The 23,502-nt window shown below is 58.7% G+C and carries 22 protein-coding genes; 14 read left to right on the plus strand and 8 right to left on the minus strand.

Going from position 1 to position 23,502, the window contains the following annotated elements:
- Window positions 1-58: 58 nt before the first annotated feature.
- On the minus strand, window positions 59-763 hold the full coding sequence (locus tag LPB19_RS05805; RefSeq protein ID WP_206645153.1) for a YggS family pyridoxal phosphate-dependent enzyme: 705 nt from the start codon (window positions 761-763) through the stop codon (window positions 59-61).
- 143 nt (window positions 764-906) lie between these two features.
- On the opposite strand from LPB19_RS05805, the gene LPB19_RS05810 reads away from it, so the two are divergent.
- The 3 genes from LPB19_RS05810 to LPB19_RS05820 all read left to right on the plus strand — a co-directional run bounded on the left by LPB19_RS05810 (window position 907) and on the right by LPB19_RS05820 (window position 4,664).
- Complete coding sequence (locus LPB19_RS05810) at window positions 907-1,941, plus strand: type IV pilus twitching motility protein PilT (RefSeq protein WP_206645154.1); 1,035 nt, start codon at window positions 907-909, stop codon at window positions 1,939-1,941.
- A 35-nt stretch (window positions 1,942-1,976) separates the two neighbouring features.
- Window positions 1,977-3,098 (plus strand): PilT/PilU family type 4a pilus ATPase, encoded by a 1,122-nt coding sequence (locus tag LPB19_RS05815; RefSeq protein ID WP_206645155.1) that lies wholly within the window; start codon window positions 1,977-1,979, stop codon window positions 3,096-3,098.
- A 108-nt stretch (window positions 3,099-3,206) separates the two neighbouring features.
- On the plus strand, window positions 3,207-4,664 hold the full coding sequence (locus tag LPB19_RS05820; RefSeq protein WP_206645156.1) for an OmpP1/FadL family transporter: 1,458 nt from the start codon (window positions 3,207-3,209) through the stop codon (window positions 4,662-4,664).
- Window positions 4,665-4,702: 38 nt separating this feature from the next.
- On the opposite strand, the gene LPB19_RS05825 is transcribed toward LPB19_RS05820, so the two are convergent.
- Together LPB19_RS05825 and polA are read right to left on the minus strand one after the other, a co-directional pair.
- Window positions 4,703-5,098 carry a hypothetical protein gene (locus LPB19_RS05825; RefSeq protein WP_206645157.1) on the minus strand — a complete coding sequence of 132 codons (396 nt, stop codon included), beginning with the start codon at window positions 5,096-5,098 and terminating at the stop codon, window positions 4,703-4,705.
- 258 nt (window positions 5,099-5,356) lie between these two features.
- On the minus strand, window positions 5,357-8,083 hold the full coding sequence (gene polA / locus LPB19_RS05830; protein ID WP_206645158.1) for a DNA polymerase I: 2,727 nt from the start codon (window positions 8,081-8,083) through the stop codon (window positions 5,357-5,359).
- Between the two features lie 87 nt (window positions 8,084-8,170).
- On the opposite strand from polA, the gene LPB19_RS05835 reads away from it, so the two are divergent.
- Window positions 8,171-8,512, plus strand: a complete 342-nt coding sequence (locus tag LPB19_RS05835) for a DUF2782 domain-containing protein (protein WP_206645705.1) — start codon at window positions 8,171-8,173, stop codon at window positions 8,510-8,512.
- 17 nt (window positions 8,513-8,529) lie between these two features.
- On the opposite strand, the gene LPB19_RS05840 is transcribed toward LPB19_RS05835, so the two are convergent.
- Window positions 8,530-9,036, minus strand: coding sequence for a fibronectin type III domain-containing protein (locus tag LPB19_RS05840; RefSeq protein ID WP_206645159.1), 507 nt, complete (start codon window positions 9,034-9,036; stop codon window positions 8,530-8,532).
- 276 nt (window positions 9,037-9,312) lie between these two features.
- On the opposite strand from LPB19_RS05840, the gene LPB19_RS05845 reads away from it, so the two are divergent.
- Window positions 9,313-9,723 (plus strand): hypothetical protein, encoded by a 411-nt coding sequence (locus tag LPB19_RS05845; protein ID WP_206645160.1) that lies wholly within the window; start codon window positions 9,313-9,315, stop codon window positions 9,721-9,723.
- Window positions 9,724-9,840: 117 nt separating this feature from the next.
- On the opposite strand, the gene LPB19_RS05850 is transcribed toward LPB19_RS05845, so the two are convergent.
- Window positions 9,841-10,494, minus strand: coding sequence for a DUF4124 domain-containing protein (locus tag LPB19_RS05850; RefSeq protein ID WP_206645161.1), 654 nt, complete (start codon window positions 10,492-10,494; stop codon window positions 9,841-9,843).
- Between the two features lie 2 nt (window positions 10,495-10,496).
- On the minus strand, window positions 10,497-11,135 hold the full coding sequence (gene pyrE / locus LPB19_RS05855; RefSeq protein ID WP_206645162.1) for an orotate phosphoribosyltransferase: 639 nt from the start codon (window positions 11,133-11,135) through the stop codon (window positions 10,497-10,499).
- Between the two features lie 81 nt (window positions 11,136-11,216).
- On the opposite strand from pyrE, the gene LPB19_RS05860 reads away from it, so the two are divergent.
- The gene (locus tag LPB19_RS05860; protein ID WP_206645163.1) at window positions 11,217-12,023 is read left to right on the plus strand and encodes an exodeoxyribonuclease III; all 807 of its coding nucleotides are present in this window, start codon (window positions 11,217-11,219) and stop codon (window positions 12,021-12,023) included.
- Window positions 12,024-12,062: 39 nt separating this feature from the next.
- On the opposite strand, the gene rph is transcribed toward LPB19_RS05860, so the two are convergent.
- On the minus strand, window positions 12,063-12,779 hold the full coding sequence (rph, locus tag LPB19_RS05865) for a ribonuclease PH (RefSeq protein WP_206645164.1): 717 nt from the start codon (window positions 12,777-12,779) through the stop codon (window positions 12,063-12,065).
- A 169-nt stretch (window positions 12,780-12,948) separates the two neighbouring features.
- Between rph and LPB19_RS05870 the strand changes: the two genes are divergently transcribed.
- The 5 genes from LPB19_RS05870 to LPB19_RS05890 all read left to right on the plus strand — a co-directional run bounded on the left by LPB19_RS05870 (window position 12,949) and on the right by LPB19_RS05890 (window position 17,632).
- Window positions 12,949-13,815, plus strand: a complete 867-nt coding sequence (locus tag LPB19_RS05870) for a YicC/YloC family endoribonuclease (RefSeq protein ID WP_206645165.1) — start codon at window positions 12,949-12,951, stop codon at window positions 13,813-13,815.
- A gap of 110 nt (window positions 13,816-13,925) precedes the next feature.
- Window positions 13,926-14,552 carry a guanylate kinase gene (gene gmk / locus LPB19_RS05875; protein ID WP_206645166.1) on the plus strand — a complete coding sequence of 209 codons (627 nt, stop codon included), beginning with the start codon at window positions 13,926-13,928 and terminating at the stop codon, window positions 14,550-14,552.
- 90 nt (window positions 14,553-14,642) lie between these two features.
- Window positions 14,643-14,855, plus strand: a complete 213-nt coding sequence (gene rpoZ, locus LPB19_RS05880) for a DNA-directed RNA polymerase subunit omega (RefSeq protein WP_206645167.1) — start codon at window positions 14,643-14,645, stop codon at window positions 14,853-14,855.
- Between the two features lie 167 nt (window positions 14,856-15,022).
- Window positions 15,023-17,167 (plus strand): RelA/SpoT family protein, encoded by a 2,145-nt coding sequence (locus tag LPB19_RS05885; protein ID WP_206645168.1) that lies wholly within the window; start codon window positions 15,023-15,025, stop codon window positions 17,165-17,167.
- Window positions 17,168-17,245: 78 nt separating this feature from the next.
- Window positions 17,246-17,632 (plus strand): RidA family protein, encoded by a 387-nt coding sequence (locus LPB19_RS05890; RefSeq protein WP_206645169.1) that lies wholly within the window; start codon window positions 17,246-17,248, stop codon window positions 17,630-17,632.
- Window positions 17,633-17,695: 63 nt separating this feature from the next.
- Here the strand turns inward: LPB19_RS05890 and LPB19_RS05895 are convergent, their stop codons facing one another.
- On the minus strand, window positions 17,696-18,559 hold the full coding sequence (locus LPB19_RS05895) for an NAD-dependent epimerase/dehydratase family protein (RefSeq protein WP_206645170.1): 864 nt from the start codon (window positions 18,557-18,559) through the stop codon (window positions 17,696-17,698).
- 76 nt (window positions 18,560-18,635) lie between these two features.
- Here LPB19_RS05895 and LPB19_RS05900 point away from each other — a divergent pair, with 76 nt between their 5' ends.
- The 3 genes from LPB19_RS05900 (at window position 18,636) to LPB19_RS05910 (ending at window position 23,172) form a co-directional block, all read left to right on the plus strand.
- Window positions 18,636-19,595, plus strand: a complete 960-nt coding sequence (locus tag LPB19_RS05900) for a hydrogen peroxide-inducible genes activator (protein ID WP_206645171.1) — start codon at window positions 18,636-18,638, stop codon at window positions 19,593-19,595.
- Between the two features lie 8 nt (window positions 19,596-19,603).
- The gene (gene recG / locus LPB19_RS05905) at window positions 19,604-21,679 is read left to right on the plus strand and encodes an ATP-dependent DNA helicase RecG (protein ID WP_206645172.1); all 2,076 of its coding nucleotides are present in this window, start codon (window positions 19,604-19,606) and stop codon (window positions 21,677-21,679) included.
- A 128-nt stretch (window positions 21,680-21,807) separates the two neighbouring features.
- Window positions 21,808-23,172: an HDOD domain-containing protein gene (locus tag LPB19_RS05910; protein WP_206645173.1), complete on the plus strand. Its 1,365-nt coding sequence runs from the start codon at window positions 21,808-21,810 to the stop codon at window positions 23,170-23,172.
- Window positions 23,173-23,502 lie beyond the last annotated feature (330 nt).

The following is a 23,502-nucleotide window of genomic DNA, read 5'->3' on the forward strand; positions in this document are numbered from 1 at the left end:
GTTTGGTGACTTGGTTCGTATGACTCGTTGGTCCTGATCATAGCAGGAACGGGCCCGCTCAGTCCTTGCGTGGACGCGCGCCAAAAATGGCCGTGCCAATCCTGACCCAGGTCGCCCCTTCGGCCACCGCCATTTCGAGGTCGCCAGACATTCCCATCGACAGGGTGTCCAGCGGGCCAGCGTCGGGGAAGTTCTGTTTTAACTGGCTCAACGCGTTGGCCAGCTTGCGAAAACTCAACCTTAAAGCGGCTTCCGATTGATCCGGGTCCGGGATCGCCATCAGCCCGCGCAGCGACAGGTTCGGCAACTGGCCGATCTCGGCAGCCAGGTCGGGCAGGTCGTCCAGTGAACAGCCGGCCTTACTGTCTTCGTCATTAATATTAACCTGAAGGCAGAGATTCAATGGACCCAGCTCAGGCGCCCGTTGTTCGCTGAGCCGGCGGGCGATCTTCAGTCGGTCGACGCTGTGCACCCAGTCAAAAGCCGAGGCGATCTGGCGGGTTTTGTTGGACTGAATCGGGCCGATGAAATGCCACTCGATGTCGGGCAGATCGGATAGCGCCTCGATCTTGTCGAGCGCCTCCTGCAGGTAGTTCTCGCCGAAAGCGATCTGTCCGGCGGCTGCGGCCTCACGAAGATCTTCCGCCGGTCGGGTCTTGCTGACCGCCAGCAGCCGCACGGCGCCTGGCTCCCGGCCGGCCTGTAATGTTGCTTTTTGTATGCGTCGGGTTACGCTCCCGATGTTGTCTGCTATGCTGCTCATCGTGCGAGTTCGCCTGATCCGATCGGTCACTTTTGGGGGTGACACGTTACCCGCAGGTTGCTGAATTGCCAAGTAATCTGAGGCGGGCCCTCCATCGGGCGATTGCTCCCGAACAAGAAAGAAAATGCCTTCCGAGGAACCCTATGGATATTACTGAACTGCTTGCCTTTTCGGCCAAACAGGGTGCGTCTGACTTGCACCTGTCTGCTGGCCTGCCGCCGATGATTCGTGTTGACGGTGATGTGCGTCGTATCAACCTGCCGCCCATGGAGCACAAAGAGGTGCACGGGCTGATTTACGACATTATGAACGACAAGCAGCGCAAGGACTACGAGGAGTTCCTGGAAACCGATTTCTCCTTCGAGGTACCGGGCGTCGCCCGTTTCCGTGTCAACGCCTTCAACCAGAATCGGGGTGCCGGCGCGGTATTCCGGACCATCCCGTCCAAGGTACTGACCATGGAAGATCTGGGGATGGGGCAGGTGTTCAAGGACATTTCCTCGGTACCGCGCGGGCTGGTGTTGGTCACCGGGCCGACCGGCTCCGGTAAGTCCACCACGCTGGCGGCAATGATGGACTACATCAACGACACCCGCTACGAGCACATCCTCACCATCGAAGACCCGATCGAATTCGTCCACGATTCCAAGAAATGCCTGGTCAACCAGCGCGAAGTGCACCGGGATACCCTGGGCTTCAACGAAGCCCTGCGTTCGGCGCTGCGGGAAGACCCCGACATTATCCTCGTGGGTGAGCTCCGGGATCTCGAAACCATTCGCCTGGCATTGACTGCCGCAGAGACCGGTCACCTGGTGTTTGGCACCCTGCACACCACCTCCGCCGCCAAGACCATTGACCGGGTGGTGGATGTGTTCCCGGCCGAAGAGAAATCCATGGTTCGTTCCATGCTGTCCGAATCCCTGCAGGCGGTTATTTCCCAGACCCTGATGAAGAAAATGGGTGGTGGCCGGGTCGCCGCGCACGAGATCATGATTGGCACGCCGGCGATTCGTAACCTGATCCGGGAAGACAAGATTGCTCAGATGTACTCGTCTATCCAGACCGGGGGTTCTCTGGGAATGCAGACTCTGGATCAGTGCCTGGAACGGTTGCTCAAGAAGGGACTGATTTCCAGAGACGCGGCACGGGCCAAGGCAAAGATGCCAGACAACTTCTGATCCGAGATTAAGAAACAAGAACGACAGGTATTCTCATGGAATTCGAAAAGCTGCTTCGGTTGATGGTTGAAAAAGGGGGCTCTGACCTGTTCATCACGGCGGGCGTCCCGCCCAGCATGAAGGTCAATGGCAAGGTGCTTCCCGTCACCAAGAACGCATTGACGCCCGAGCAGACCCGTGAACTGGTTTACGGCGCGATGAATGATAAGCAGCGCGCCGAATTCGAGGAAAGCCACGAGTGTAACTTCGCCATCAGCGCGCGGGGTATCGGTCGTTTTCGTGTCAGCGCCTTCTTCCAGCGCAACCTGTGCGGCATGGTTCTCCGGCGCATTGAGGTCAAGATTCCGCAGATCGATGACCTGTCGCTGCCGGAAGTGATCAAGGAGCTGGCCATGACCAAGCGCGGGCTGATTATTTTCGTGGGCGCCACCGGCACCGGCAAGTCGACCTCGCTGGCGGCCATGCTGGGGCATCGGAACCGTAACAGCCGCGGGCACATCATCTCCATTGAAGACCCGATCGAATTTGTGCACCAGCACCAGGGCTGTATCGTGACCCAGCGAGAAGTGGGCATCGATACCGAGAGCTTTGAAGTTGCCTTGAAGAACACCCTGCGTCAGGCACCCGATGTCATCCTGATCGGTGAGGTGCGCACGCGTCAGACCATGGAGTACGCCGTGCAGTTTGCCGAAACCGGTCACCTGTGTCTGGCCACCCTGCACGCCAACAACGCCAACCAGGCGCTGGACCGGATCATCCAGTTCTTCCCGCCGGAGCAGCACAACCAGATCTGGATGGATTTGTCCCTGAACCTGAAGGCCATTGTCGCCCAGCAGTTGGTACCCACTCCGGACGGCAATGGCCGTAAGGCGGTTGTGGAGGTCCTGATCAACTCGCCGTTGGCGGCGGACCTGATCCGAAAGGGCGAAGTCCATAAAATGAAGGAGTTGATGGCCAAGTCCAATGAAGGGGGCATGCAGACCTTCGACCAGGCGCTCTACAGGTTGTATGCTGAGGGCTCGATCACCTATGAGGACGCTCTCGCGCACGCCGATTCGGCGAACGATCTGCGTCTGATGATCAAGCTCGGTGCTGATGCCCAGGGCGCGGATAAGCTGTCATCGACGGTCGACCGGTTGTCGATTCAGGACGATTAAGTTCGACTTGCTAATCGGTGGTTTCTGAATCAGTAGGTTTCGTATTTGAGGCCGAAGGCCTGTGCTGCGTATACTCCGCGCCCGTCACTTCCAGGAGATATTGCGCACATGAGAACTTCTTCGACAACAATCGCACTCCGTTATTCCGCCCTGGCTGCGCTGATGGCGCCGGCCAGCCTGCTGGCCGGCGGCTTTGCCCTCAATGAGCAAAGTGCCAGTGCCATGGGCGTGGCTAACGCCGGTGCGGCGGCCAACCCCGAAAACGCCACGACGGTCCTGTTCAACCCCGCCGGTATGAGCCAGCTCAAGGGCACCAATCTGTCCTTCGGCGCGGCGCTTCTGGACATTGATGCCGAAGCCAAGGCTGACTCCATTTCCGTCCAGCGGCAGGTACCTTCTGTGCCCGTTGTCCCCGCAACGAGCGGTGGCGATATCGCTGACCTTGCCGTTCTGCCCAATTTCTACATGACTCACGAAGTCAATGAGTCCGTTGATGTCGGGTTTGGCATCCACGCGCCTTATGGCCTGGCCGCTGACTACGACAACGGCTTTGCCGGGCGTTTCTTCGCCGATAAAACGGAACTGACCGCCATCGCGTTTACGCCGTCTATCGCCCTCAGTAATGGCGAAGGCCTGTCCATGGGGGCCGGGCTGAACGTCATCTACGCCGAGGGCAGGCTCTCCAGGTTCTCAGATCCCAGCGGAATCGTCTTCCGTCAGGCGCTGGCCGCCGGCGCTGATCCGGCAACCGCGGCAGCGACGGCCGCGGCTGTTGTCGGCAGTTTGCCCGCCGAGCCGTATTCCGACGTGGAAGGCGATGACATCGGCGTGACCTTGCGGGTGGGCTTTCTTTATGAGCTGTCTGACCGCACCCAGTTTGGCCTGACCGCGCAGACTGGAACCGAGCTGCGGCTCAAGGGCGATATCGTTATCTCCGATTTTCCGGTTGTCGGCGGCCCGTCCGGTATAGCCACGACTTCCCTGACGGAAAGGGTTGAGGTTCCTGTCGCTATCCCGGAAAGCATTACGTTCGGTGCCCGCCATGACTTGACCTCCGAGGTGACGTTGCTTGCGGGTGCAACCTATGCCAAGTGGGGCGAGTTTGAAGAGCTGGATATTCGGAGCCGGGAAGGTAATACCGGTCAGGTTTCCTCCGCACTGGGCCTGACGCCGGGTCAGGAGGCGGAAGATCCCATCTCGCACGTCACCGAAAAATGGAAGAACACGTGGCAGTTCAATCTCGGTGGTATCTGGCAGGCAACGCCGGTGTGGGCGTTCAAAGCTGGCTACGCCTGGGACGAGTCGCCCGTCGATGAGTATGTCACCGCCCGTATCCCGTCAGAGGACCGCCACTGGTTGACCCTGGGCGCGCAGTGGCAGGATGCCCAAACCGGCTGGGCCGTCGATGCCGCTCTGGGAACCCTGATTTTCGTTGATGACGCCAAGGTCGATGATCGGGAGTACTCCCATGAGAACCCGACGGTGCCGGCCACCGATGCGAACTATCAGGCGGAATATGATCTGAGCGCATGGAGTGCGTCCGTCCAGATCAGTAAGTCGTTCTGAGGTCGACCCTCGCAAAGGGGTTGGCCGGCTGTCGCCGGTCAACCCACTACCTGTCCCCGATACACCACTCTGGATTTTTTGGCGTTCGGCGTCTCCGTTGCCTGCCCGCTGACACTTCCCGACACTTCGTTTTTACCATCCGATTCATGGGCAATCGGTTGTCCCCGGTACATTCGCCTGGAGGGCGGTTCGGGAGCCTGGTTCTCCAATGGCGGGTTTAGCTGTGGCACTTTTTCCTGAAGTGCTTGCCAGGCTCGTGCCAGATGGCTGGAGCGGGACTTGCTCGCATATTCGGCCAGTTGCTGTTCGAGGTGCTCTTCCGTGAGGTGCAGTTTCACGCCGAACTCTGAGTGGATCAGGCGCCGGCATTGGTGAAAAAGTTTGAGCAGGCTCGGGTCCAGCAACCAGCGTCGTTCTGATGCCAGTGATGTCATGGATACTGCCTCTGTGTCTGGTGTCACAACAAGGGTGGCGCCAGCGCTCGTCCTATTGAGCGCTCGTCACCCGACACAGGGAGTTACGCAGGAATTGTGCCGCTTTTCACACTGTTTAACAGTGCGGCCGGAATGTGGGGCAGGGCGGGGCTTGGTGGACAAAGTCCCTTAGGCCCCGCGACCGGAGCGGGGAGGTGATGACTGCTTCCTTTCAGTGCACCCAGGTATGGCTTTGCCCAGTTTCGGTAAGCCCTTGTCCTAGTGGGCCTGATCCCAGTTATCGCCGGTGCCAGCCTCGACCACCAGGGGGACATCCAGCTCGGCTGCTGCCGACATCCGCTCAATGAGCCCATCCCGAATGGTGTCGATGATGTCTTCGCGTACTTCCACGATCAGCTCATCGTGTACCTGCATGGTCATTCGGGCTACATCGGCATGGTCTGTCGTCAGCCAGTTGTCGATGTCGATCATCGCCCGTTTGATGATGTCCGCCGCCGTGCCCTGCATCGGCGCGTTGATGGCAGTGCGTTCCGCCGCCTGCTGCATCTGCTTGTTGCGGGCATTGATCTCGGGCAGATACAGGCGCCGGCCGAAGAGGGTTTCGACGAAGCCGTCTTCGTGGGCCTGTTTGCGGATGTTATCCATGTACTTGAGCACGCCGGGGTAACGATCGAAATAGCGATCGATGTACTCCTGGGCCTTCTTGCGTTCCACGCCCAGTTGTCGGGCAAGGCCGAAGGCCGACATGCCGTAGATCAGGCCGAAGTTGATGGCCTTGGCGCTGCGGCGCTGATCGGAGGACACGTCGGGGAGTGAAACGCCAAAGACCTCTGCAGCGGTAGCCCTGTGGATGTCTTCGCCGTGAGCGAAGGCGTCTAGCAGGCCCTTGTCGCCTGACAGGTGCGCCATAATGCGCAGCTCGATCTGCGAGTAATCGGCCGCGACCAGCTTATACCCGTCAGGGGCAATAAAGGCCTGGCGAATTCGCCGTCCCTGTTCGGATCGAATCGGGATGTTTTGCAGGTTTGGCTCGGAGGAGGACAGCCGGCCCGTTGCAGTCACCGCCTGATGATAGGAAGTATGCACCCGTCCGGTCCGGTGATGGATCAGCTCGGGCAGGGTGTCGGTGTAGGTCGATTTCAGCTTGCTCAGGCTGCGGTGTTCAAGTATCAGGCGCGGCAGTTCGTGCTCGTGCGCCAGTTCCTGCAGCACGGGCTCCGCCGTCGAGGGGGCGCCTTTCGGGGTTTTCTTGATCACTGGCAGCCCAAGCTTGTCATAGAAGATGGCCTGCAATTGCTTGGTGGAACCCAGATTGAAGGTTTCCCCGGCGACATCGTGAGCTTCTTTCTCCAGTTCCGCCATCCGCTCGGCCAGCTCCTGGCTATGCTGTCTCAGGGTGCTGGCGCTGATCAGCGTGCCGCGCTGTTCCATGCGCGAGAGTACCGGCACCAGGGGGAGGTCGATGTCGTTGTAAACAGACGCCAGTTTGCCGGTCTGCGCCAGTTGCGGAGCCAGCGTCTGATGCAGGCGAAGGGTAATATCGGCGTCTTCCGCGGCGTACGGGCCGGCCTTTTCCAGCTCAATCTGGTTGAAGGTCAGCTGTTTGGCGCCTTTTCCGGCAATGGACTCGAAGCTGATGGTGCTCTCGCCCAGGTACTGCATCGCCAGGCTGTCCATGTCGTGGCGGGTGGCCACCGAGTTGAGCACATAGGATTCCAGCATCGTATCGGCAGAAATGCCTTCCAGAGTGATGTCATGGTTGGCGAGTACATTTTTATCGTACTTCAGGTTCTGGCCGATTTTGTGGTGGTCTGCGGATTCCAGCAGTGGCTTGAGCTGCTCCAGCACAGTATCGCGGTCCAGCTGCTCGGGGGCGCCCATGTAATCGTGTCCCAGTGGGACGTAGGCGGCCTCGCCCGGTTCGATGGCAAACGACACGCCCACCACTTCGGCGTCAATGTAGCGCAGGCTGGTGGTTTCCGTATCGAACGCAAAGCTTTCGGCCTCGCTCAGGCGTTTCAGCCAGGCGTCGAACTCTTTCTGGTCGGTAACGATGCTGTAGCGCTTTTCCGCGGGTGGCTTGTCAGAGGCCACGTTTGTCGTTTTCACGGCTTCCGACGTGCCGTTGTTGTCCAGTTCGGCAATCCAGGTGCGGAATTCGTACTCCTTGAACAGGTCCAGCAGTTGCTCGTCATCCTGCTCCACCGGATTGAGTTCTTCCAAGCCCAGATCCAGATCGACGTCGGTCTTGATGGTGGCCAGTTCCCGGCTCAGCGGCAGAGTCTCCAGTGCGTCACGCAGGTATTCGCCAATTTTGCCCTTGATCTCGTCTGCGTGCGACATGACGGTGTCCAGGTCATCGTACTGTTGCAGCCATTTGACGGCGGTTTTGGGGCCGCATTTGTTGACGCCGGGAATGTTGTCCACCTTGTCCCCCACCAGGGCCAGGTAGTCGATGATCTGGTCGGGCCGGACGCCGAACTTGTCTTTGACGCCTTGCCGATCCATGCGGGTCTCGGTCATGGTGTTGATCAGCGTGACGTGATCGCTCACCAGCTGGGCCATGTCTTTGTCGCCGGTTGAAACCACCACATCAATGCCCTTGTCCGTGGCTTCGTAGGCCAGGGTGCCGATCACATCGTCGGCCTCGACGCCGGAAATGATCAGCAGTGGCAAGCCCATGGCCCGGATGATGTTGTGGATAGGTTCGATCTGGCAGGCGAGGTCCTCCGGCATCGGAGGGCGGTTGGCCTTGTACTCCTCGTACATGTCATGGCGGAACGTTTTGCCCTTGGCGTCGAAGACCACGACGATCTTGGAATCGGGAAAATCCTGTTCCAGCCGACGAAGCATGCTGATGACCCCTTTGATCGCGCCGGTGGGGAGATTTTTGCTCGTGGTGAGCGGTGGCAAGGCGTGATAGGCGCGGAAAAGATAGGACGAACCGTCCACAAGAACGACCGGTGGAGTCTTTTGCTGAGTCATGTCAAAACAGGTCCGGATTTCAATTGATGCGTGGGTTGGCTTGTGCAACTCTGTACGGAAATCGATTGCCAGAAGGGTACCATGAAAATGAAGCCTATCGCCCTCTCCCTAGGTGGCCTGATTGCCACGGTTTCGATGCTGGTTGTGGCCCAGGACAGCGGAAAGCTCGATGACAACCTGGTTCAGACACCCGATGAGCCGGTGGTGATTACGGATTATCAGCCAGACGGCGATGCGCCTCAGATTGTGATCCGTCCCGGTGACGAAGCGGTGTTCTACGAGTACCGGGTGAATGGCCAGATTGTCGAGATTAAAGTGGTGCCCGAGATAGGTTCTGAGTATTACCTGGTGCCCACGGACGGCGGTGGCTGGATTCGCGAAACCGAATCGGACATGCTGGTGCCCAGTTGGGTGTTGTTTCGCTGGTAGTAGTGACCAGCAGCCCGTTACCTCGCAATGATGTCTAGCGTCAGCGGTTCTGAGCGCGCGCTTTCCAGACCTTGTTGGTCCACCGCCGTGACGAAAATCTCATACACGCCTGTGGGCCATCCCGCCAAGAAGTAGTGTTCCGCCACCGGGTTATCCACGTCGACGATGTGGAGGCGGTTCTCATGCCGCATACGATAATAAATACGAAACTTCGCGATCTGTCCCGGTTTCAGGACAGATCCGTCTTCCCGCGTCAGCGGTGCTGACCAGGTCAGTTTCGGCGGAGCATCGAACGGGGCGTTATGGTTCCCGGGGTAAGAGTTTTGGCCAAAGGCTTCGAACAGGGTGTCTGTGGCTTGTTCGAGTCTGAGCTCCGTCAGTTCAGCAGAACGCTTCGCACTGGTTTTGCCGGCCCGGCTGTCTTCCTGACAGGCGGTCAGCAGCGCGTAGATGGACAGAATCAATGGCAAATAAAAGCCAGTCGGCCGGGCATCGTTCGGTCCCTGGCAGATAAGGTTGGTCATAGCGAACCGCTTGTGACGTCCGAAGTGTCTTGGGGGTGTTTTTCTGGGCTTGGGCCTGAATACGGCGGGGAGGCAGGTAAGCGTTGCCGATTATCGGGAATCTGAACGAGGGTTCAAGTGATTGGTGGGTAAAACTACGTATCGATCACAGAATTGCTTTTAGTATGAACATTCTAATTTTTCTCCGTACTGTGAAAGTCGGATATCAGAGAAGGCCGGCAGTTGTCGCTTGGTCGCCTGACTCTATGTACTTTCAGAAAACCAAGGAGATTAGACATGGGTAAACTTAAGACTTACCAGGAGCAGATTCAGGAAATCGTCGAGAAGGGCATCAACACTGCTGAAGAAAAGCAAAAGGAGCTGTCTGCCAAGCCGTTCGATTACGCTGAAAAACTGGAAGCAGAAGTTCGCGAGTATACGATCAAGAGCCTGCGTGAGCGCTACGATGGTTACAGTGAGACCCTGTTCGAGCAACTGCGCAGCCTGAACACCCGTTTTGGCGGCTTTGCTGCTGAGCTGGTGGCCAAGCTGGAAAAAGAAGCTGCTGACGGCGCGGACGCTGTAGCTGACGCGGCTGAAGAAGTGGCTGAAGCGGCTGGAGAGGTCAAGAAGACCGTTTCAACCAAGAAGCCGGCCGCTCGCAAGACCAAGGCTTCGACCGCCAAGAAGTCTACTGCTTCCGCCTAAGGAAGCACCTGACCGCCTGCCTTGAATCAAGCAGGCGTCAGCGAAATCAAAAAGGGCAGCGTGCTAAACGCTGCCCTTTTTTTGAGCCGGAACTGGCGGCAAGGCAAGGCAATGCCTTTACTGCGCTTTGGAGAGTTCCAGTGGCAGTGTGCGGGGCTCGCCGGTGACTTGCTCCAGGCGGGTGATATCGGTCTCAAAGTCCGCGCGCACCAGATCGATCTCTATGTTTTGCGAGCGGATTTCCGCTTCGAGCTCGTCGATCTTGCTTTCGAGACGGTTGATTTTGCCGAGCATGGCGTCCGGAATTTCACGGCCGGCACGTTCCAGGTCAGCGGCGCGCCCCTGTTCGTTTTCCAGCTGGCTTGCCAGAACCGAAATGTTGCCGCGTTTGATCTGGATCAGGCCCTCAAGCTGTCGTACTTTTCGGTGCATGGCCTCGACCGCCTGATCAGGATGGCTGTACCGGCGCAGCAGTTGCCGATCTTTTTCACGCTGGATGGCCAGCTCTTTTTGGCGTTGCGCTTCGGCCTCACGGGCGGCAATTTCTTCTGCGGTGGGGGCGGGTGCGACGGTTTCAACCACACGCCCGCTGCTGCCAAGGATTTCGTAGCCCCGCTTGGTGGCTGCTTGTGGGATGGTGTTACTGATGACGATTTGACCGTTGTCATCAGTGTAGCGATACATTCGAGCCTCGGCTGTCGTGGCAAGACCCATAGTGAACGCGAGTGCGACAATGGCTGACTTGCCCAGTGGGCGGGAATGATGGGGCATGCTCAGACTCCGTAACGAACCCGATACTTGGCGACGTTGTCGGCGTGTCCTGCAAATTCCGGCTTGGCCCGGAGGTAGTCCAGAATCTGTTCCAATCGTATGATGCTAACGACCGGGATGCCGAACTGTTGCTCTACTTCCTGGATGGCAGACAGTTCTCCATTGCCTTTTTCCTGCCGATCCAGGGCAATCAGTACGCCTGCCGGTTCAGCGCCGGCCTGCTGAATCAGATCAATGGACTCCCGGATGGCGGTGCCAGCGGTGATGACATCATCCACAATCAGAACCTTGCCTTTTAATGGGGCGCCGACGATATTTCCGCCCTCTCCATGATCTTTCTTTTCCTTGCGGTTAAAGGCAAAGGGTTTGTTGTTACCGTCTGTTGCAAGGGCCATGGCGGTCACGGTTGCCAGCGGAATGCCCTTATAGGCGGGTCCGAAAATAATGTCATAATTCAACTGACTGCGTTCTATTGCAGCGGCATAGGCCTTGCTTAGTTGAAGAAGATCGTCGCCGGTGTTGAACAGGCCAGCGTTAAAGAAGTAGGGGCTGGTGCGTCCGGATTTGAGAGTGAAGTCCCCGAAACGGAGCACGTTCCGACGGATGGCAAACTCGATGAAAGTCTTCTGATAGTCATGCATGGCAAGGGTTCTGGCGGGGTTGTATCTTTAATTCAGACGTAAAAACGGTATCATACACACAAACCTAATCAGGGAACACGTATGCGGGTAGTATCTATTAGTGTGAACGGTCTTGCCCGGGCCGTCGATCAGGGTTTTTTTGCATGGCTGGCCGGCCAGGATGCTGATGTGGTTTGTGTTCAGGATCACCGCATGCGGGCGTATGAAATTGAAGATCTGGGGCTGATCCCGGAAGGGTACGAGGCCTATTTCATCGACGGCGAGAAAAACGAACACGGTGGTGTCGGTATCTACACCCGCCATTTCCCCAAGGCCATCATGTACGGCTACGGCAACGAACTGGCCGACCGTGAAGGGCGTTTTATTCAGGCGGACTTCGACAAGGTATCGGTGGCCTGTGTGCTGGCGCCGTGTGCCCTCGGCCGGGAAGATGAGCCAATGGGTGAGGACGACCTGACCGAACTCGACCACAAGGATGAATTTCTGGATGGCTTCGGTTTGCACCTGCAGAAAACGCTTCGCAAGCGGCGCCAGTTTATTTTCTGCGCCAATCTCCAGACTGCACACCACGTCACCGACGCCAGTCCGCTGTATCACAAGCGTGACTTTTCCGGTTTTCTGGCCCACGAACGGGCATGGCTGGATCGCCTGATTGACGAGTTGGGTTGTGTGGATGCCTTCCGTGAAATCAACAAGCAGAGTGGCCAGTACACCTGGTGGCCGGAACAGTCCGAAGGCGCGCGCCGCAATGCGGGGATCCGGGTGGACTACCAGTTGCTGACGCCGGGAATCCGCAAGAACATCCTGGACGGCTGGATTGATGACTCAACCCGGTTCTCGGATCACGCTCCTGTGATCATGGAATACGACATCGATATTGGTTTCTGAGTGGCCGGGCTGCCGGATTGGCAGCCCGTACCTCGTCTCTTAGCCCGCCAGGGCTGCCTTTTGAATCTCGAAGATCTCGTCAATGCCTTGTCTGGCAAGAATCAGCATCTGGTCCAGTTCTTCCTGGGCAAAAGGTGCCCCCTCTGCTGTGCCCTGGATTTCGATAAAGCCGCCCTGATCCGTCATGATGACGTTCATGTCAGTTTCGGCCTCAGAATCTTCCGGGTAGTCCAGATCGACTACTGGCGTACCTTTGTAAACCCCGACCGACAGCGCCGCGATCATCTGCTTCAGTGGTGACTTGGTCAGCCGCTTTTCCGCGACCAGGTAGTTCAGTGCGTCCACCAGTGCCACGCAGCCGCCGGTGATGGCCGCAGTGCGGGTGCCACCATCGGCCTGAATGACATCACAGTCGACGGTGATGGTGTGCTCGCCCAGTGCGCTCAGGTCCACTGCGGCCCGCAGGGAGCGGCCAATCAAACGCTGGATTTCCACGGTGCGTCCGCCCTGTTTGCCGCGCGCCGCTTCACGGCCCATGCGGCTGCCGGTGGAGCGGGGGAGCATGCCGTATTCAGCGGTGATCCAGCCCTTGCCTTCACCACGCAGGAAAGGCGGAACCTTGTTTTCGACAGAGGCGGTGCAGATCACTTTGGTATCACCGAACTCAACCAGAACTGAGCCCTCCGCATGGCGGGTGTAGTTCCGGGTAATACGCACGTTTCTGGGCTGTTCGGGTGTTCTGCCACTTGGTCGCATAGTTAGTCCTGAAGAGTTTTGAGAATCGGCCCTGACGAGCCGACGAAGTGAATTAAGCAAGAGCGGGAGTATAACACGCTGTGGTTTTGCCGCAGGGTTGCAGTCCGTTCGCAGAACGCATTCAGCGCCTGCTAAACTTTTGTTTTCGTCGAACAGAATTGGAGAGTCCATGATCAGAAGCATGACCGCCTTTGCCCGCAGCGAGACACACGGAGAGTGGGGAACGCTCACGTGCGAGATCCGGACGGTGAACCACCGTTACCTCGAACCTTCTTTTCGATTGCCTGAGGTGTTACGGGAACTGGAAAACCCGTTTCGGGAGGCTCTGCGCAAGCACCTGAAGCGAGGCAAGGTGGATGTATCCATGCGGCTTCAGTCTGCCGAGAAAACCTCTGATGAGTTCGAGGTGGATGAAGATCTGGTCCGCGCGGTGGGCGCGGCGGCGGCACGAGTCAGTCGCCTTCTGGACAACGCCGCAGCCATCGACACGCTGGATGTTCTGCGCTGGCCCGGGGTGCTGTCGGTACCTGAGCAGGATTTCAGCGAGGCCAGGGCGGCCGCGATGGGCCTGTTCGATGAAGTCCTTACCGAGTTGGCCACGTCCCGTGCGCGGGAAGGCGAGCGCTTGCGGCCATTGTTCAGCGAGCGGCTTGCGACGATCACGCAGTTGGTTGCCGACGTTCGGGCCCTGATGCCCGAATTGCTCAAATCGCAGGAGCAGACAATCAAAGAGCGGTTTGAAAAGGCGCAAGTGGAGCTGGAGCCGGAGCGCGTTGCCCAGGAAATGGTGATGCTGGCGCAGAAGTGTGACGTTGCCGAAGAGTTGGATCGCCTCGATGCCCATGTCAGCGAGGTGGCGGAAACTCTCAGCAGTGGTGCTGCGATCGGGCGGCGGTTGGATTTTCTGATGCAGGAGCTGAATCGGGAAGCCAATACCCTGAGCAGCAAGAGTATCGATGCGCGGGTCACCCGCGCCGCGGTCGATCTGAAAGTGCTGATCGAGCAGATGCGTGAGCAGGTGCAGAATCTGGAGTGAGGTGCGCTTCGGTCAGCTTATCCGTATAATTTCGCGCCTTCTTTCCTGCAGGGGTCGCCGTTCGCGTCGCGGGCCCGTGCGAAACCATCGATGTTGGAGTACACACTCACATGAGTCAGGTAGGTGATCAGGGGACGCTGTACGTCATCTCGGCGCCCTCAGGTGCAGGCAAAACCAGTCTTGTTGCTGCCATGTTGAAGGCGGATAGCAAACTTGGCGTTTCCGTTTCCCACACCACTCGCCCAATGCGGTCCGGTGAACAGGACGGCGTGAATTACCATTTTGTCGAGCGCGAGCTGTTCGAGGCAATGATCGCTCGGGGCGATTTCCTTGAGCATGCAGATGTTTTCGGCAACTACTACGGTACGTCCCAGGTTTGGGTGCGGGAAACTCTCGCCAGCGGGCAGGACGTTATTCTTGAAATAGACTGGCAGGGTGCCGAGCAGGTTCGCCGTCTGATGCCCGAATGCGTCAGCATTTTCATTGTGCCGCCGTCACCGGAGGTGTTGCGCGAACGTCTGACCGGGCGCGGCACCGACGCGCCGGATGTCGTAGAGCGGCGCCTGGCAGAAGCGTCGGAAGAATGCCGGCATGCGCTGGCGTTCGACTACCTGGTGGTTAATGATCAGTTTGATGAGGCGCTGGCGGATTTGCTGGCCATTGTGCGGGCCCAGCGTTCCCGGATGGCGGTGCAGCAATACCGTCACCAGGCCCTGCTGGCCGGGCTGTCGGATTGAAAACAGTGCCAGCCTTGCTGTATACAAAGTGAACCGGGGAAAGTACACTACGCGGTCTTCTGATTTGGTCTGTTAATTTTCGGGGATAATATGGCACGAGTAACTGTTGAAGATTGCCTGGAACACGTTGATAACCGCTTCGAGTTGGTGATGCTGGCTACCAAGCGTTCTCGTCAGATTGCCACCAAAGGTGCCGAGCCGATGGTGCAGGAAGAAAACGACAAGCCGACCGTGCTCGCTCTGCGTGAAATTGCCGAGGGTAAGGTCAGCCGGACCATCCTGGACGAAACCGACGACGAATAAGTTTGAGCAGGTAGAATTACCTACCTGGCTCAAACGACATTGATCTTCTGCCCCGCGTTTTAATAGTGTATCTATAACGCATAGATTGTAGGCAGGATCAGGAAGCAACCCGGATGCGTGCATTCGGGTTTTTTTGTCCCTGATCATCAAGAGAGAGTGGAGGCGCGGTGTCGGCAGAGGCTACTGTAGAGGGTCTGACGAAAGAGCTCAGCTCCTACCTGGATATCAGTCGCATCAATCAGGTGCGCCGTGCTTACTATTATGCCGAGCAGGCCCACGAAGGGCAGATGCGCAAAAGCGGTGATCGGTATATTACCCATCCGCTCGCCGTTGCCGGCATCCTCGCGGGGCTGCGGCTCGACCACCAGACACTCATGGCAGCGATGCTGCATGACGTCATTGAAGATACCGGTATCCCCAAAGACGCCCTTTCCGAGCAGTTTGGTGAAGATGTTGCGGAGCTGGTGGATGGCGTCAGTAAGCTGACCCAGATTGAGTTTCGCACCCGGGCCGAGGCCCAGGCAGAGAATTTCCAGAAGATGACGCTGGCGATGGCCCGGGATATCCGGGTCATACTGGTCAAGCTGGCGGACCGCCTGCACAACATGCGAACCCTGGGCCCCATGCCCTATGAGAAGCGCCAGCGGATCGCGACGGAAACCCTCGATATCTATGCCCCCATCGCCAACCGGCTGGGTATGCACTCCATTTGCACCGAACTGGAAGATCTGGGCTTTGCCTCCCTGTACCCGATGCGCGCGAAGTACATTTCGCAGGCGGTGCAAAAACTGCGGGGCAGCCATCGGGAAATTATCGATGACATTCGAGGCAAACTGGAAGAGAAGCTCCGGGAGCGCGGCCTGCCCGGGCGTATCATGGGGCGCGAGAAGCATCTGAACAGCATCTACAACAAGATGAAGTTCAAGCAGAAGTCCTTCCACGAAATCATGGATGTGTACGCGTTCCGCATCATTACCGACACCGAAGACGACTGCTATCGGATTCTTGGCGCAGTGCACAGCCTGTATAAGCCGCTGCCGGGACGGTTCAAAGATTACATTGCCATGCCCAAGGCCAATGGCTATCAGTCTCTGCACACCACACTTTTCGGCATGCACGTGCATATCGAAATCCAGATCCGCACCGAAGAAATGGAGCACATCGCCAACAACGGTATTGCGGCGCACTGGATGTACAAGGACCAAGGCAGCAGTGTGACCAGTGTGAATCAGGCCCGGGTGGACCGCTGGGTCAAAGGCCTGATGGAAATGCGCGAGCGTGCCGAGGACTCGCAAGAATTTATCGAGCACGTGAAGGTGGATCTGTTCCCGGATGAGATTTACGTGTTCACGCCCAAGGGCAAGATCATGGAGTTGCCCAGCGGGTCGACACCGGTCGATTTCGCTTACGCGATTCACACCGATATCGGCAACGCTGCCGTGGCCTGCCGGGTCAACCGAAATCTCGGCTCGCTGAGTCAGCCGCTGGAAAGCGGCCAGACCGTCGAGGTCATTACCGCGCCGGGCGCCAAGCCCAACCCTGCCTGGCTCGGCTTCGTGGTGACCGGCAAGGCCCGTAGCAGCATCCGTCACACCCTCAAGAGCCAGAAACGGACCGAGTCTCTGGAGCTGGGCAAGACCCTGTTGAAAAAATCCCTCAAGGGCTTTGGTGCGACTCTTTCCGATATCAATGATGCCCAGATCCAGAGCGTTGTCAGTCACAACCAGGTCAACAGTTTTGACGATCTGGTCAGTGAAATCGGGCTGGGTAATCGCATGGCGTATCTGGTGGCCCGGCAGCTGCTGTCTGGCGGTGAGGAGACCGGCCAGGCGGCCCTGACCAAGGAGACCGGGCGCGGCGGCGAACAGAGCCCGGTTACCATTCGGGGCGTCGAGGGGCTTCTGGTGCGCTGTGCCACCTGTTGCAAGCCGATCCCCGGTGACCCGGTGGTGGGCGTGATGGATTCCGGCAAGGGGATGGTGATTCATTCCGATACCTGTGCCCGGTTGCCCGCAGATGACGAAGGGCGCGCGCGCCTGACGCACCTGAACTGGGCAAAAGACATTACCGACGAGTTCTCCGTCGACCTGAAGGTGGAACTGGTGCGCAAACGGGGTGTCATTGCCGAGGTGGCGAACGCCGTAGCCATTGCCGATGGCAATATCGAGCGCATCAATGTCGAGGAACAGAACGCCAAGTTCAGTGTTGTCAGCCTCGTGCTGCACGTTCAGGGGCGGCGGCATCTGGCCAGGGTAATGCGGCGGATTCGGAATATCCGTGCCGTTACCCACATCAGCCGGGTTCGTCACTGAGGATGACAGGGCGCCCGGTTGACACTGGCCGGGTTCTGAGGGGAGTATGGTCGTTTTGAAGAGAGGAAGTTTTTAACAATGACCAATAAGTCCATTATCCAGACAGAACAAGCGCCACAGGCCATCGGCCCTTATTCCCAGGCCGTCAAAGCCGGGGATACTGTTTACCTGTCCGGACAGATTCCGCTTGTGCCAGAAACCATGGAACTGGTATCGGGCGATTTTGCGGCCAACACCCGCCAGGTTTTCGAAAACTTGAAAGCCGTGTGTGAGGCAGCCGGTGGCGGCCTGAAGGACATCGTGAAGCTGAACATCTACATGACTGACCTGGCCAACTTCGCCACGGTCAACGAAATCATGGCCACCTATTTCAAGGAACCATATCCTGCCCGCGCTGCGGTTGGTGTGGCTGCGCTGCCCAAGGGCGTTCCTATTGAAATGGAAGCAGTGATGGTGCTGAGTTAACGCGAATCAGTGAACCATGAAAAAGGGCGGTTCAAACCGCCCTTTTTTGTTGTCGACTGTCCGTCAGTCTCCAATCATCTCGCGGTAACCTTCCCTGAAATCCGGGTATTCAAAGCGAAAACCAGAGTCGAGCAATCGCTGATTCCGGCACCGTTTGCTGCCTGCTCTTCCGCCTGTTCGTGCGTCCTCGACCGGCTCGGCGCAGGGCGTCTGCTCCCGAACCCAGGCGACTACCTTATCCAGTCTCGCCGGTTCGCTGTCGCTGGCCAGGTAAAGCTCTTCCAGTGGGCGGCCTGCCAGGGCGAGCCCGACCACATGCTCAACGGCCCGTGCCGCGTCATCCTCATGGATCCGGTTGCTGAATGGCGCCGGTTTGCCCGGGTTCATCCGTCCTTCGATCACCTCTTCCAGAAAACGGCGCCGTGACGGTCCGTAGATGCCACTGAAACGCACTACGGTAGCCGGGTGGCCGCTGTTGATGGCCGCCTGCTCGCCATGCAGGATTTGCTGGCCGCTGAATCGAGCTGGCTCGGCGGGGCTGGTTTCGTCCACCCAGCTGTCATCGTCCTGCGAGTACACACTGGTGCTGCTGATGAAAACTAACCGGGTCAGAGAGTGCGGGGGGATGTGCGCCAGCAGGTTGCTCAGGCCGGTGACGTAAGCACTCCGGTAGCCTTGCTCGTCGTAGCTGGCGGGGGTCAGGCAGTAAATGACGATGTCCAGGTTGTCCGGCAGTGCGTTGGTGAGAGTATCCGGCTCCGTCAGGTCTGCCCCGATGCCGGTGACGCCAGCGGGTACCTGATCCGGGTTGCGCCGCAGACCAAACACCGTGGCCTGAGCAGAAAGGCGCTGCGCGATCGCGCCGCCGAGTTTGCCGCAGCCGGCGACCAGAATCCGGGGTGGGTGAGAGGGTTCGCACGTTGCCATAGACTTTATCAATCCTTATCCTGTGACTCATAAATAAGTGAAAGTTCGATTCGCCTAACCGTGACCGGAGTTCGTCATGACTCTCACAGAGCTACGATACGTTGTAACCCTTGCCCGGGAAAAGCACTTTGGCCGCGCCGCCGAACGCTGCCATGTCAGCCAGCCCACGCTCAGTGTAGCGGTCAAGAAACTCGAAGAAGAGCTGGGTATTCCGCTGTTCGAACGAAGCAAGAGCAGCATCCGGGTCACCGAGACCGGACAGCGTATCATCGAACAGGCGCAGCGGGTGCTGGATCAGGTCGGGGTCATTAAGGACATGGCCCAGGACGGCAAGAATCAGCTCAACTCGCCCTTGAAAGTCGGGGCCATCTACACCATCGGCCCATACCTGTTCCCCCATCTGCTGCCTGAGCTCCGGCGGGCGGCCCCGGAAATGCCCCTGTACATTGAAGAGAATTACACCGCGGACCTGCGCCAGAAGCTGCGCCGTTCCGAACTCGATGCCATTATCATCGCACTGCCGTTCGAAGAACCCGAGGTAGTGACGTTGCCCCTGTACGACGAGCCGTTCGTGGTGCTGCTGCCGGCCGCCCACCCCCTGGCCAGGAAAGAAGAGCTGACTCCGGAGGAGCTGGCCAAGGAGCAATTGCTGCTGTTGGGGCCGGGCCACTGCTTCCGGGATCAGGTGCTTGAATCCTGCCCACCACTGGTGGAGGCGGTCACCCGCAAGGCGGATGCCAGTTCACCGGCGTTGGTGACTGAGGGCAGCTCACTGGAAACCATTCGGCACATGGTGGCCTCGGGGCTGGGCATCACCGTGTTACCGTTATCCGCCGCGACGGCCATGCATTACCCGGACGATATTATTGCCGTGCGCCGGTTCGCACCGCCGGTTCCGTTCCGGACCGTCGCGCTTGCCTGGCGGGTCACCTTTCCCCGGCCGAAGGCCATCGATATGCTGTCGCTGGCCGCCAGTCAGTGCCGCGTTATCGAGAAGGCAAAGTCCGACACTCCCGCCGTCGCTGAGCAGGCCTGACGCGGCTCATGGTGGCGCTGGAAGACATTCCGGTTTCCGAACTCAAGGGCGTCGGTAACGCCCTCGCCGAGAAACTGGCCAAGCTGGGCATTTCCTCCCTGCAGGACCTGTTGTTTCACCTGCCGCATCGCTACGAAGACAGAACCCGCCTGATCCCCCTGGGCAGTTTGCGGATCGGCGATGTCGCCTTGGTGGAAGGCGAGGTCATGAAGGCTGATCTGGTGATGGGCCGGCGCCGGAGTCTTCAGGTGACGATCAAGGACGACACCGGTTTTCTCGCCCTGAGATTTTTCCATTTCAACGCCGCCCAGAAAAAGCAGTTGAGCGAGGGCACCCGGGTCCGGTGTTTTGGTGAGGTACGGCCCGGCCGGGCCGGATTCGAGTTTTACCATCCCGAGTACCAGGTTAATCCACCACCGATGCCCGGTGAAGGGCAAGCGACCCTTACTCCCGTTTACCCATTAACCGAGGGTATCCAGCAGCCGCGCATACGCGCCCTGTGCCAGCAGGCGCTGGGGTATTTGCAGCGCTTTCCCGTGCGGGATTGGCTACCCGAGGCTGTGCTGGCGGATTACCAGTTGCCCGGTATCAATGACGCCATACGCACCGTGCACTCGCCCCCGGCCCATGCGCCGGTGCACTTGCTGGTGGAGGGTAAGCACCCCGCTCAGCAACGGCTGGTTATGGAGGAACTGCTGGCCCACCAGTTAAGTCTGCTCAAGGTTCGGCAGCAGATTCAGCATCGCCAGGCACTGCCCCTGCTACCGAGTGGCGACCTGGTGGATCGCTTCCTGGATTCCCTGCCGTTCCAGCTCACCCAGGCCCAGCGTCATGTGGTTGCCGATATTCGTCAGGATCTGAGCCAGCCATTGCCCATGCTGCGACTGGTGCAGGGGGATGTCGGCTCAGGGAAGACCGTGGTTGCTGCGCTGGCTGCCTTGCAGGCGCTGGGAGTGGGTGCACAGGTCGCGCTGATGGCGCCGACGGAAATTCTGGCCGAACAGCACTTTCACAACTTCCGGGCCTGGCTGGAGCCCCTGGGTGTCCAGCTGGCCTGGTTGTCGGGCAAGGTAAAGGGCAAGGCCCGACAGGACGTTCTGGAGACCGTCCGGTCCGGGGCGGCGCGAGTGGTGATCGGCACCCACGCCCTGTTTCAAGACGAGGTTGAGTTTCAGCGGCTGGCGCTGGTGATCGTGGATGAACAGCACCGTTTTGGTGTCCACCAGCGCCTGGCACTGAGGGAAAAAGGGGTGGGTTCCGCCATGGCGCCGCACCAGCTGATCATGACCGCTACCCCCATTCCCAGAACGCTGGCCATGAGCGCCTACGCCGATCTGGACACCTCCGTGATTGATGAATTACCCCCGGGGCGCAAGCCGATTGAAACCATCGTGATTCCGGACAGTCGCCGCGAGGAGATCATCGAGCGGGTGCGTAAAGCCTGCGCGGCCGGGCGACAGGCCTATTGGGTCTGTACGCTGATTGAAGAATCTGAAGCCCTGCAATGCCAGGCCGCCGAAGCGACGGCGGAAGAACTGGCCCAGCGGCTGTCTGAGCTGAAAGTCGGGCTAGTCCACGGCCGTCTCAAGGCGGCTGAAAAAGCCGAGGTCATGGATCGGTTCAAGGTTGGCGAGCTGGACCTGCTGGTGGCTACGACCGTGATTGAGGTCGGCGTCGATGTGCCCAATGCGTCACTGATCATTATTGAAAATCCCGAGCGCCTTGGTCTGGCCCAGCTGCATCAGCTGCGGGGCCGGGTCGGCCGTGGCGAGCAGGCCAGTTTCTGTGTGTTGATGTATCACCCGCCGCTGTCGAGCAACGGCAAGTCCCGCCTGCAGGCGCTTCGTGACAGCCAGGACGGCTTTGTGATTGCCGAGAAGGACCTGGAGATCCGTGGGCCGGGGGAAGTGCTCGGTACCCGCCAGACTGGCATGATGCAATTCCGGTTGGCGGAGTTTGAGCGCGACAAGGGCTGGATCGAGCCTGTTCGTGAAATGGCACCGCCGCTGATGCAGACCCCGGAGGTGGTTGACGCGCTGATCCGTCGCTGGCTGGGTGAGCGCATTCGTTACGGTGATGTCTGATGGCCGCCGTGATCTTGCAAGGTTCATCGCTTACGTCTCAGAATGGACCGGGCTTTGAACAGATAAGACGGTTACCCCGATAAAAAATGGGCCCCATGTCGGCCTGCAGCACGATTCAGGACAACACTATGCAAATACCTGTCGCAGTTCAGCGAGCTCTGGGAGAGTTCTCCTCGGGCGTTTCACTGCGCAGTGCAGGCCAGGCCGAGATCAAAGACTGCCTGCGCATGGTTCTGCTTACGGACGACGAGGGCCAGCTACAACTGGTGTGCCGAAAAGCCGACCTCATCGACCTGGAGCAGCTTAATACGCACCTTGGGCGACAGTTGAAGGTAATCGGCCGCCGAGAGCAGCTTCGCGTCCGGGAACGTGCCGGCGTGGTCGAGCTACCCGCGCTGCCAAAGCTCACCGGATGGGAAACTCTGGTGGACTCCGGAGTGGATGAGATGTCCTCGGTCACCCTTGAACTGGCGGAGCAGGATCTGGCGCTGGTGTTACCCGGAGAGGACTTCCGATCTCTGACCGAACATGCCCGACGGATGTCTTTTGCCGTAGCCGTTGATGCCATTGCGGTAAACCTGGATGATCCCGGCCGTGACCAGGCCCAGCTTCGCCAGGCGCTGAAAAAGTTTACCGGGTTGCGCATCCAGCAGCGTCTTGAAGACACTCTTGAGCTGCCTCCGCTACCGGAAAGCGCTCAGCGTATCATCCACCTCCGGGTGGACCCCAACGCGGTGATGGGGGATCTGGTGGATGTCGTGGAGAGTGACCCCAGCCTGGCGGCGCAGGTGGTCAGCTGGGCGTCATCCTCGCTGTATGTTTCCGCCGGACAAGTGCGTTCCGTTCACGATGCGGTTTCCCGGGTGCTTGGCTTTGAGCTGGTGATGAATCTGGCCATGGGGCTTGCGCTGGGGCGTGCGCTCAAACAACCGCAGGATCACCCGGAGGGGTATGTGGACTACTGGCAGCAGGCGATCTGGCAGGCACAGTCAGCCGGGCTCCTGTGCACCCTGATGCCGGCCGGGAAACGCCCTTTCTTTGGCCTCGCTTACCTCGCTGGCTTACTCAACAATTTTGGCTATCTGGTGCTGGCCCATGTGTTCCCGCCTCATTTTAAACTGGTGTGCCGGTCACTGGAGGCCAATCCGAACATTGATTCTTCGGTGATTGAACACCACCTGCTGGGGATTACCCGCGAGCAGATCGGTGCCCAGTTGATGGAGAACTGGGGCATGCCGCAGGAAGTGAATGCCGCCCTGCGCTATCAGAAACATGCCGGTTATGACGGCGCCCACAACGTATACGCGAGGCTGCTCTGGCTGGGGCGGCAGTTATTGATCGAGCGGGGCTTGTCGCTGGGGCCGGGCGAGCCTGTTCCACCGGGTATGTTCGAGTCGCTGGGATTGGACCCGGAAAAGGTCCGGGCCCGGTTTGATGAGCTGGTTGAGCAGAAAGACAGTGTCCTTGCCATGGCAGGGATGATGACCCAGTAAGCGGGGTAGCTTGGCCCGGTTAAGGAAACAAAAAAAGCCGGCCCAGAGGCCGGCAAGCTCACCCGCTTGTTGCAGAGGTATCGAAGAAGTCCGTCCAGACTGATCAGGAGAAACCACTGAGGGCCCGTAAACCGCATCAACTGTGCAGCACCCTACTTGTAAAGTTAGCCAAGGGCGGGCAAAAGAAAAGCCGGGGATTGCAGGCGCGAATTTATGAGGTGCGTGTCACATTTTCCGCGCTGCGAAAGCTCTTGATTTCCCTGGTGCTTAACGGAAAAGTCCGTAGCGCCAGGTTACAAAACATTACAAAAAGCCCCCGCCGAATCGCGA

The organism is Marinobacter salinisoli (genome assembly GCF_017301335.1).
Lineage (GTDB): Bacteria > Pseudomonadota > Gammaproteobacteria > Pseudomonadales > Oleiphilaceae > Marinobacter > Marinobacter salinisoli.

Coding starts and splice junctions, on each gene's coding strand:
- LPB19_RS05900 (WP_206645171.1), top strand. CDS start 18,636: ATGACTCTCACAGAGCTACGATACGTTGTAACCCTTGCCCGGGAAAAG.
- polA (WP_206645158.1), bottom strand. CDS start 8,083: ATGACTCAGCAAAAGACTCCACCGGTCGTTCTTGTGGACGGTTCGTCC.
- LPB19_RS05895 (WP_206645170.1), bottom strand. CDS start 18,559: ATGGCAACGTGCGAACCCTCTCACCCACCCCGGATTCTGGTCGCCGGC.
- LPB19_RS05870 (WP_206645165.1), top strand. CDS start 12,949: ATGATCAGAAGCATGACCGCCTTTGCCCGCAGCGAGACACACGGAGAG.
- LPB19_RS05860 (WP_206645163.1), top strand. CDS start 11,217: ATGCGGGTAGTATCTATTAGTGTGAACGGTCTTGCCCGGGCCGTCGAT.
- LPB19_RS05815 (WP_206645155.1), top strand. CDS start 1,977: ATGGAATTCGAAAAGCTGCTTCGGTTGATGGTTGAAAAAGGGGGCTCT.
- recG (WP_206645172.1), top strand. CDS start 19,604: ATGGTGGCGCTGGAAGACATTCCGGTTTCCGAACTCAAGGGCGTCGGT.
- LPB19_RS05850 (WP_206645161.1), bottom strand. CDS start 10,494: ATGCCCCATCATTCCCGCCCACTGGGCAAGTCAGCCATTGTCGCACTC.
- LPB19_RS05805 (WP_206645153.1), bottom strand. CDS start 763: ATGAGCAGCATAGCAGACAACATCGGGAGCGTAACCCGACGCATACAA.
- LPB19_RS05840 (WP_206645159.1), bottom strand. CDS start 9,036: ATGACCAACCTTATCTGCCAGGGACCGAACGATGCCCGGCCGACTGGC.
- LPB19_RS05890 (WP_206645169.1), top strand. CDS start 17,246: ATGACCAATAAGTCCATTATCCAGACAGAACAAGCGCCACAGGCCATC.
- LPB19_RS05845 (WP_206645160.1), top strand. CDS start 9,313: ATGGGTAAACTTAAGACTTACCAGGAGCAGATTCAGGAAATCGTCGAG.
- LPB19_RS05910 (WP_206645173.1), top strand. CDS start 21,808: ATGCAAATACCTGTCGCAGTTCAGCGAGCTCTGGGAGAGTTCTCCTCG.
- LPB19_RS05810 (WP_206645154.1), top strand. CDS start 907: ATGGATATTACTGAACTGCTTGCCTTTTCGGCCAAACAGGGTGCGTCT.
- pyrE (WP_206645162.1), bottom strand. CDS start 11,135: ATGCATGACTATCAGAAGACTTTCATCGAGTTTGCCATCCGTCGGAAC.
- rph (WP_206645164.1), bottom strand. CDS start 12,779: ATGCGACCAAGTGGCAGAACACCCGAACAGCCCAGAAACGTGCGTATT.
- LPB19_RS05835 (WP_206645705.1), top strand. CDS start 8,171: ATGAAGCCTATCGCCCTCTCCCTAGGTGGCCTGATTGCCACGGTTTCG.
- LPB19_RS05820 (WP_206645156.1), top strand. CDS start 3,207: ATGAGAACTTCTTCGACAACAATCGCACTCCGTTATTCCGCCCTGGCT.
- rpoZ (WP_206645167.1), top strand. CDS start 14,643: ATGGCACGAGTAACTGTTGAAGATTGCCTGGAACACGTTGATAACCGC.
- gmk (WP_206645166.1), top strand. CDS start 13,926: ATGAGTCAGGTAGGTGATCAGGGGACGCTGTACGTCATCTCGGCGCCC.
- LPB19_RS05825 (WP_206645157.1), bottom strand. CDS start 5,098: ATGACATCACTGGCATCAGAACGACGCTGGTTGCTGGACCCGAGCCTG.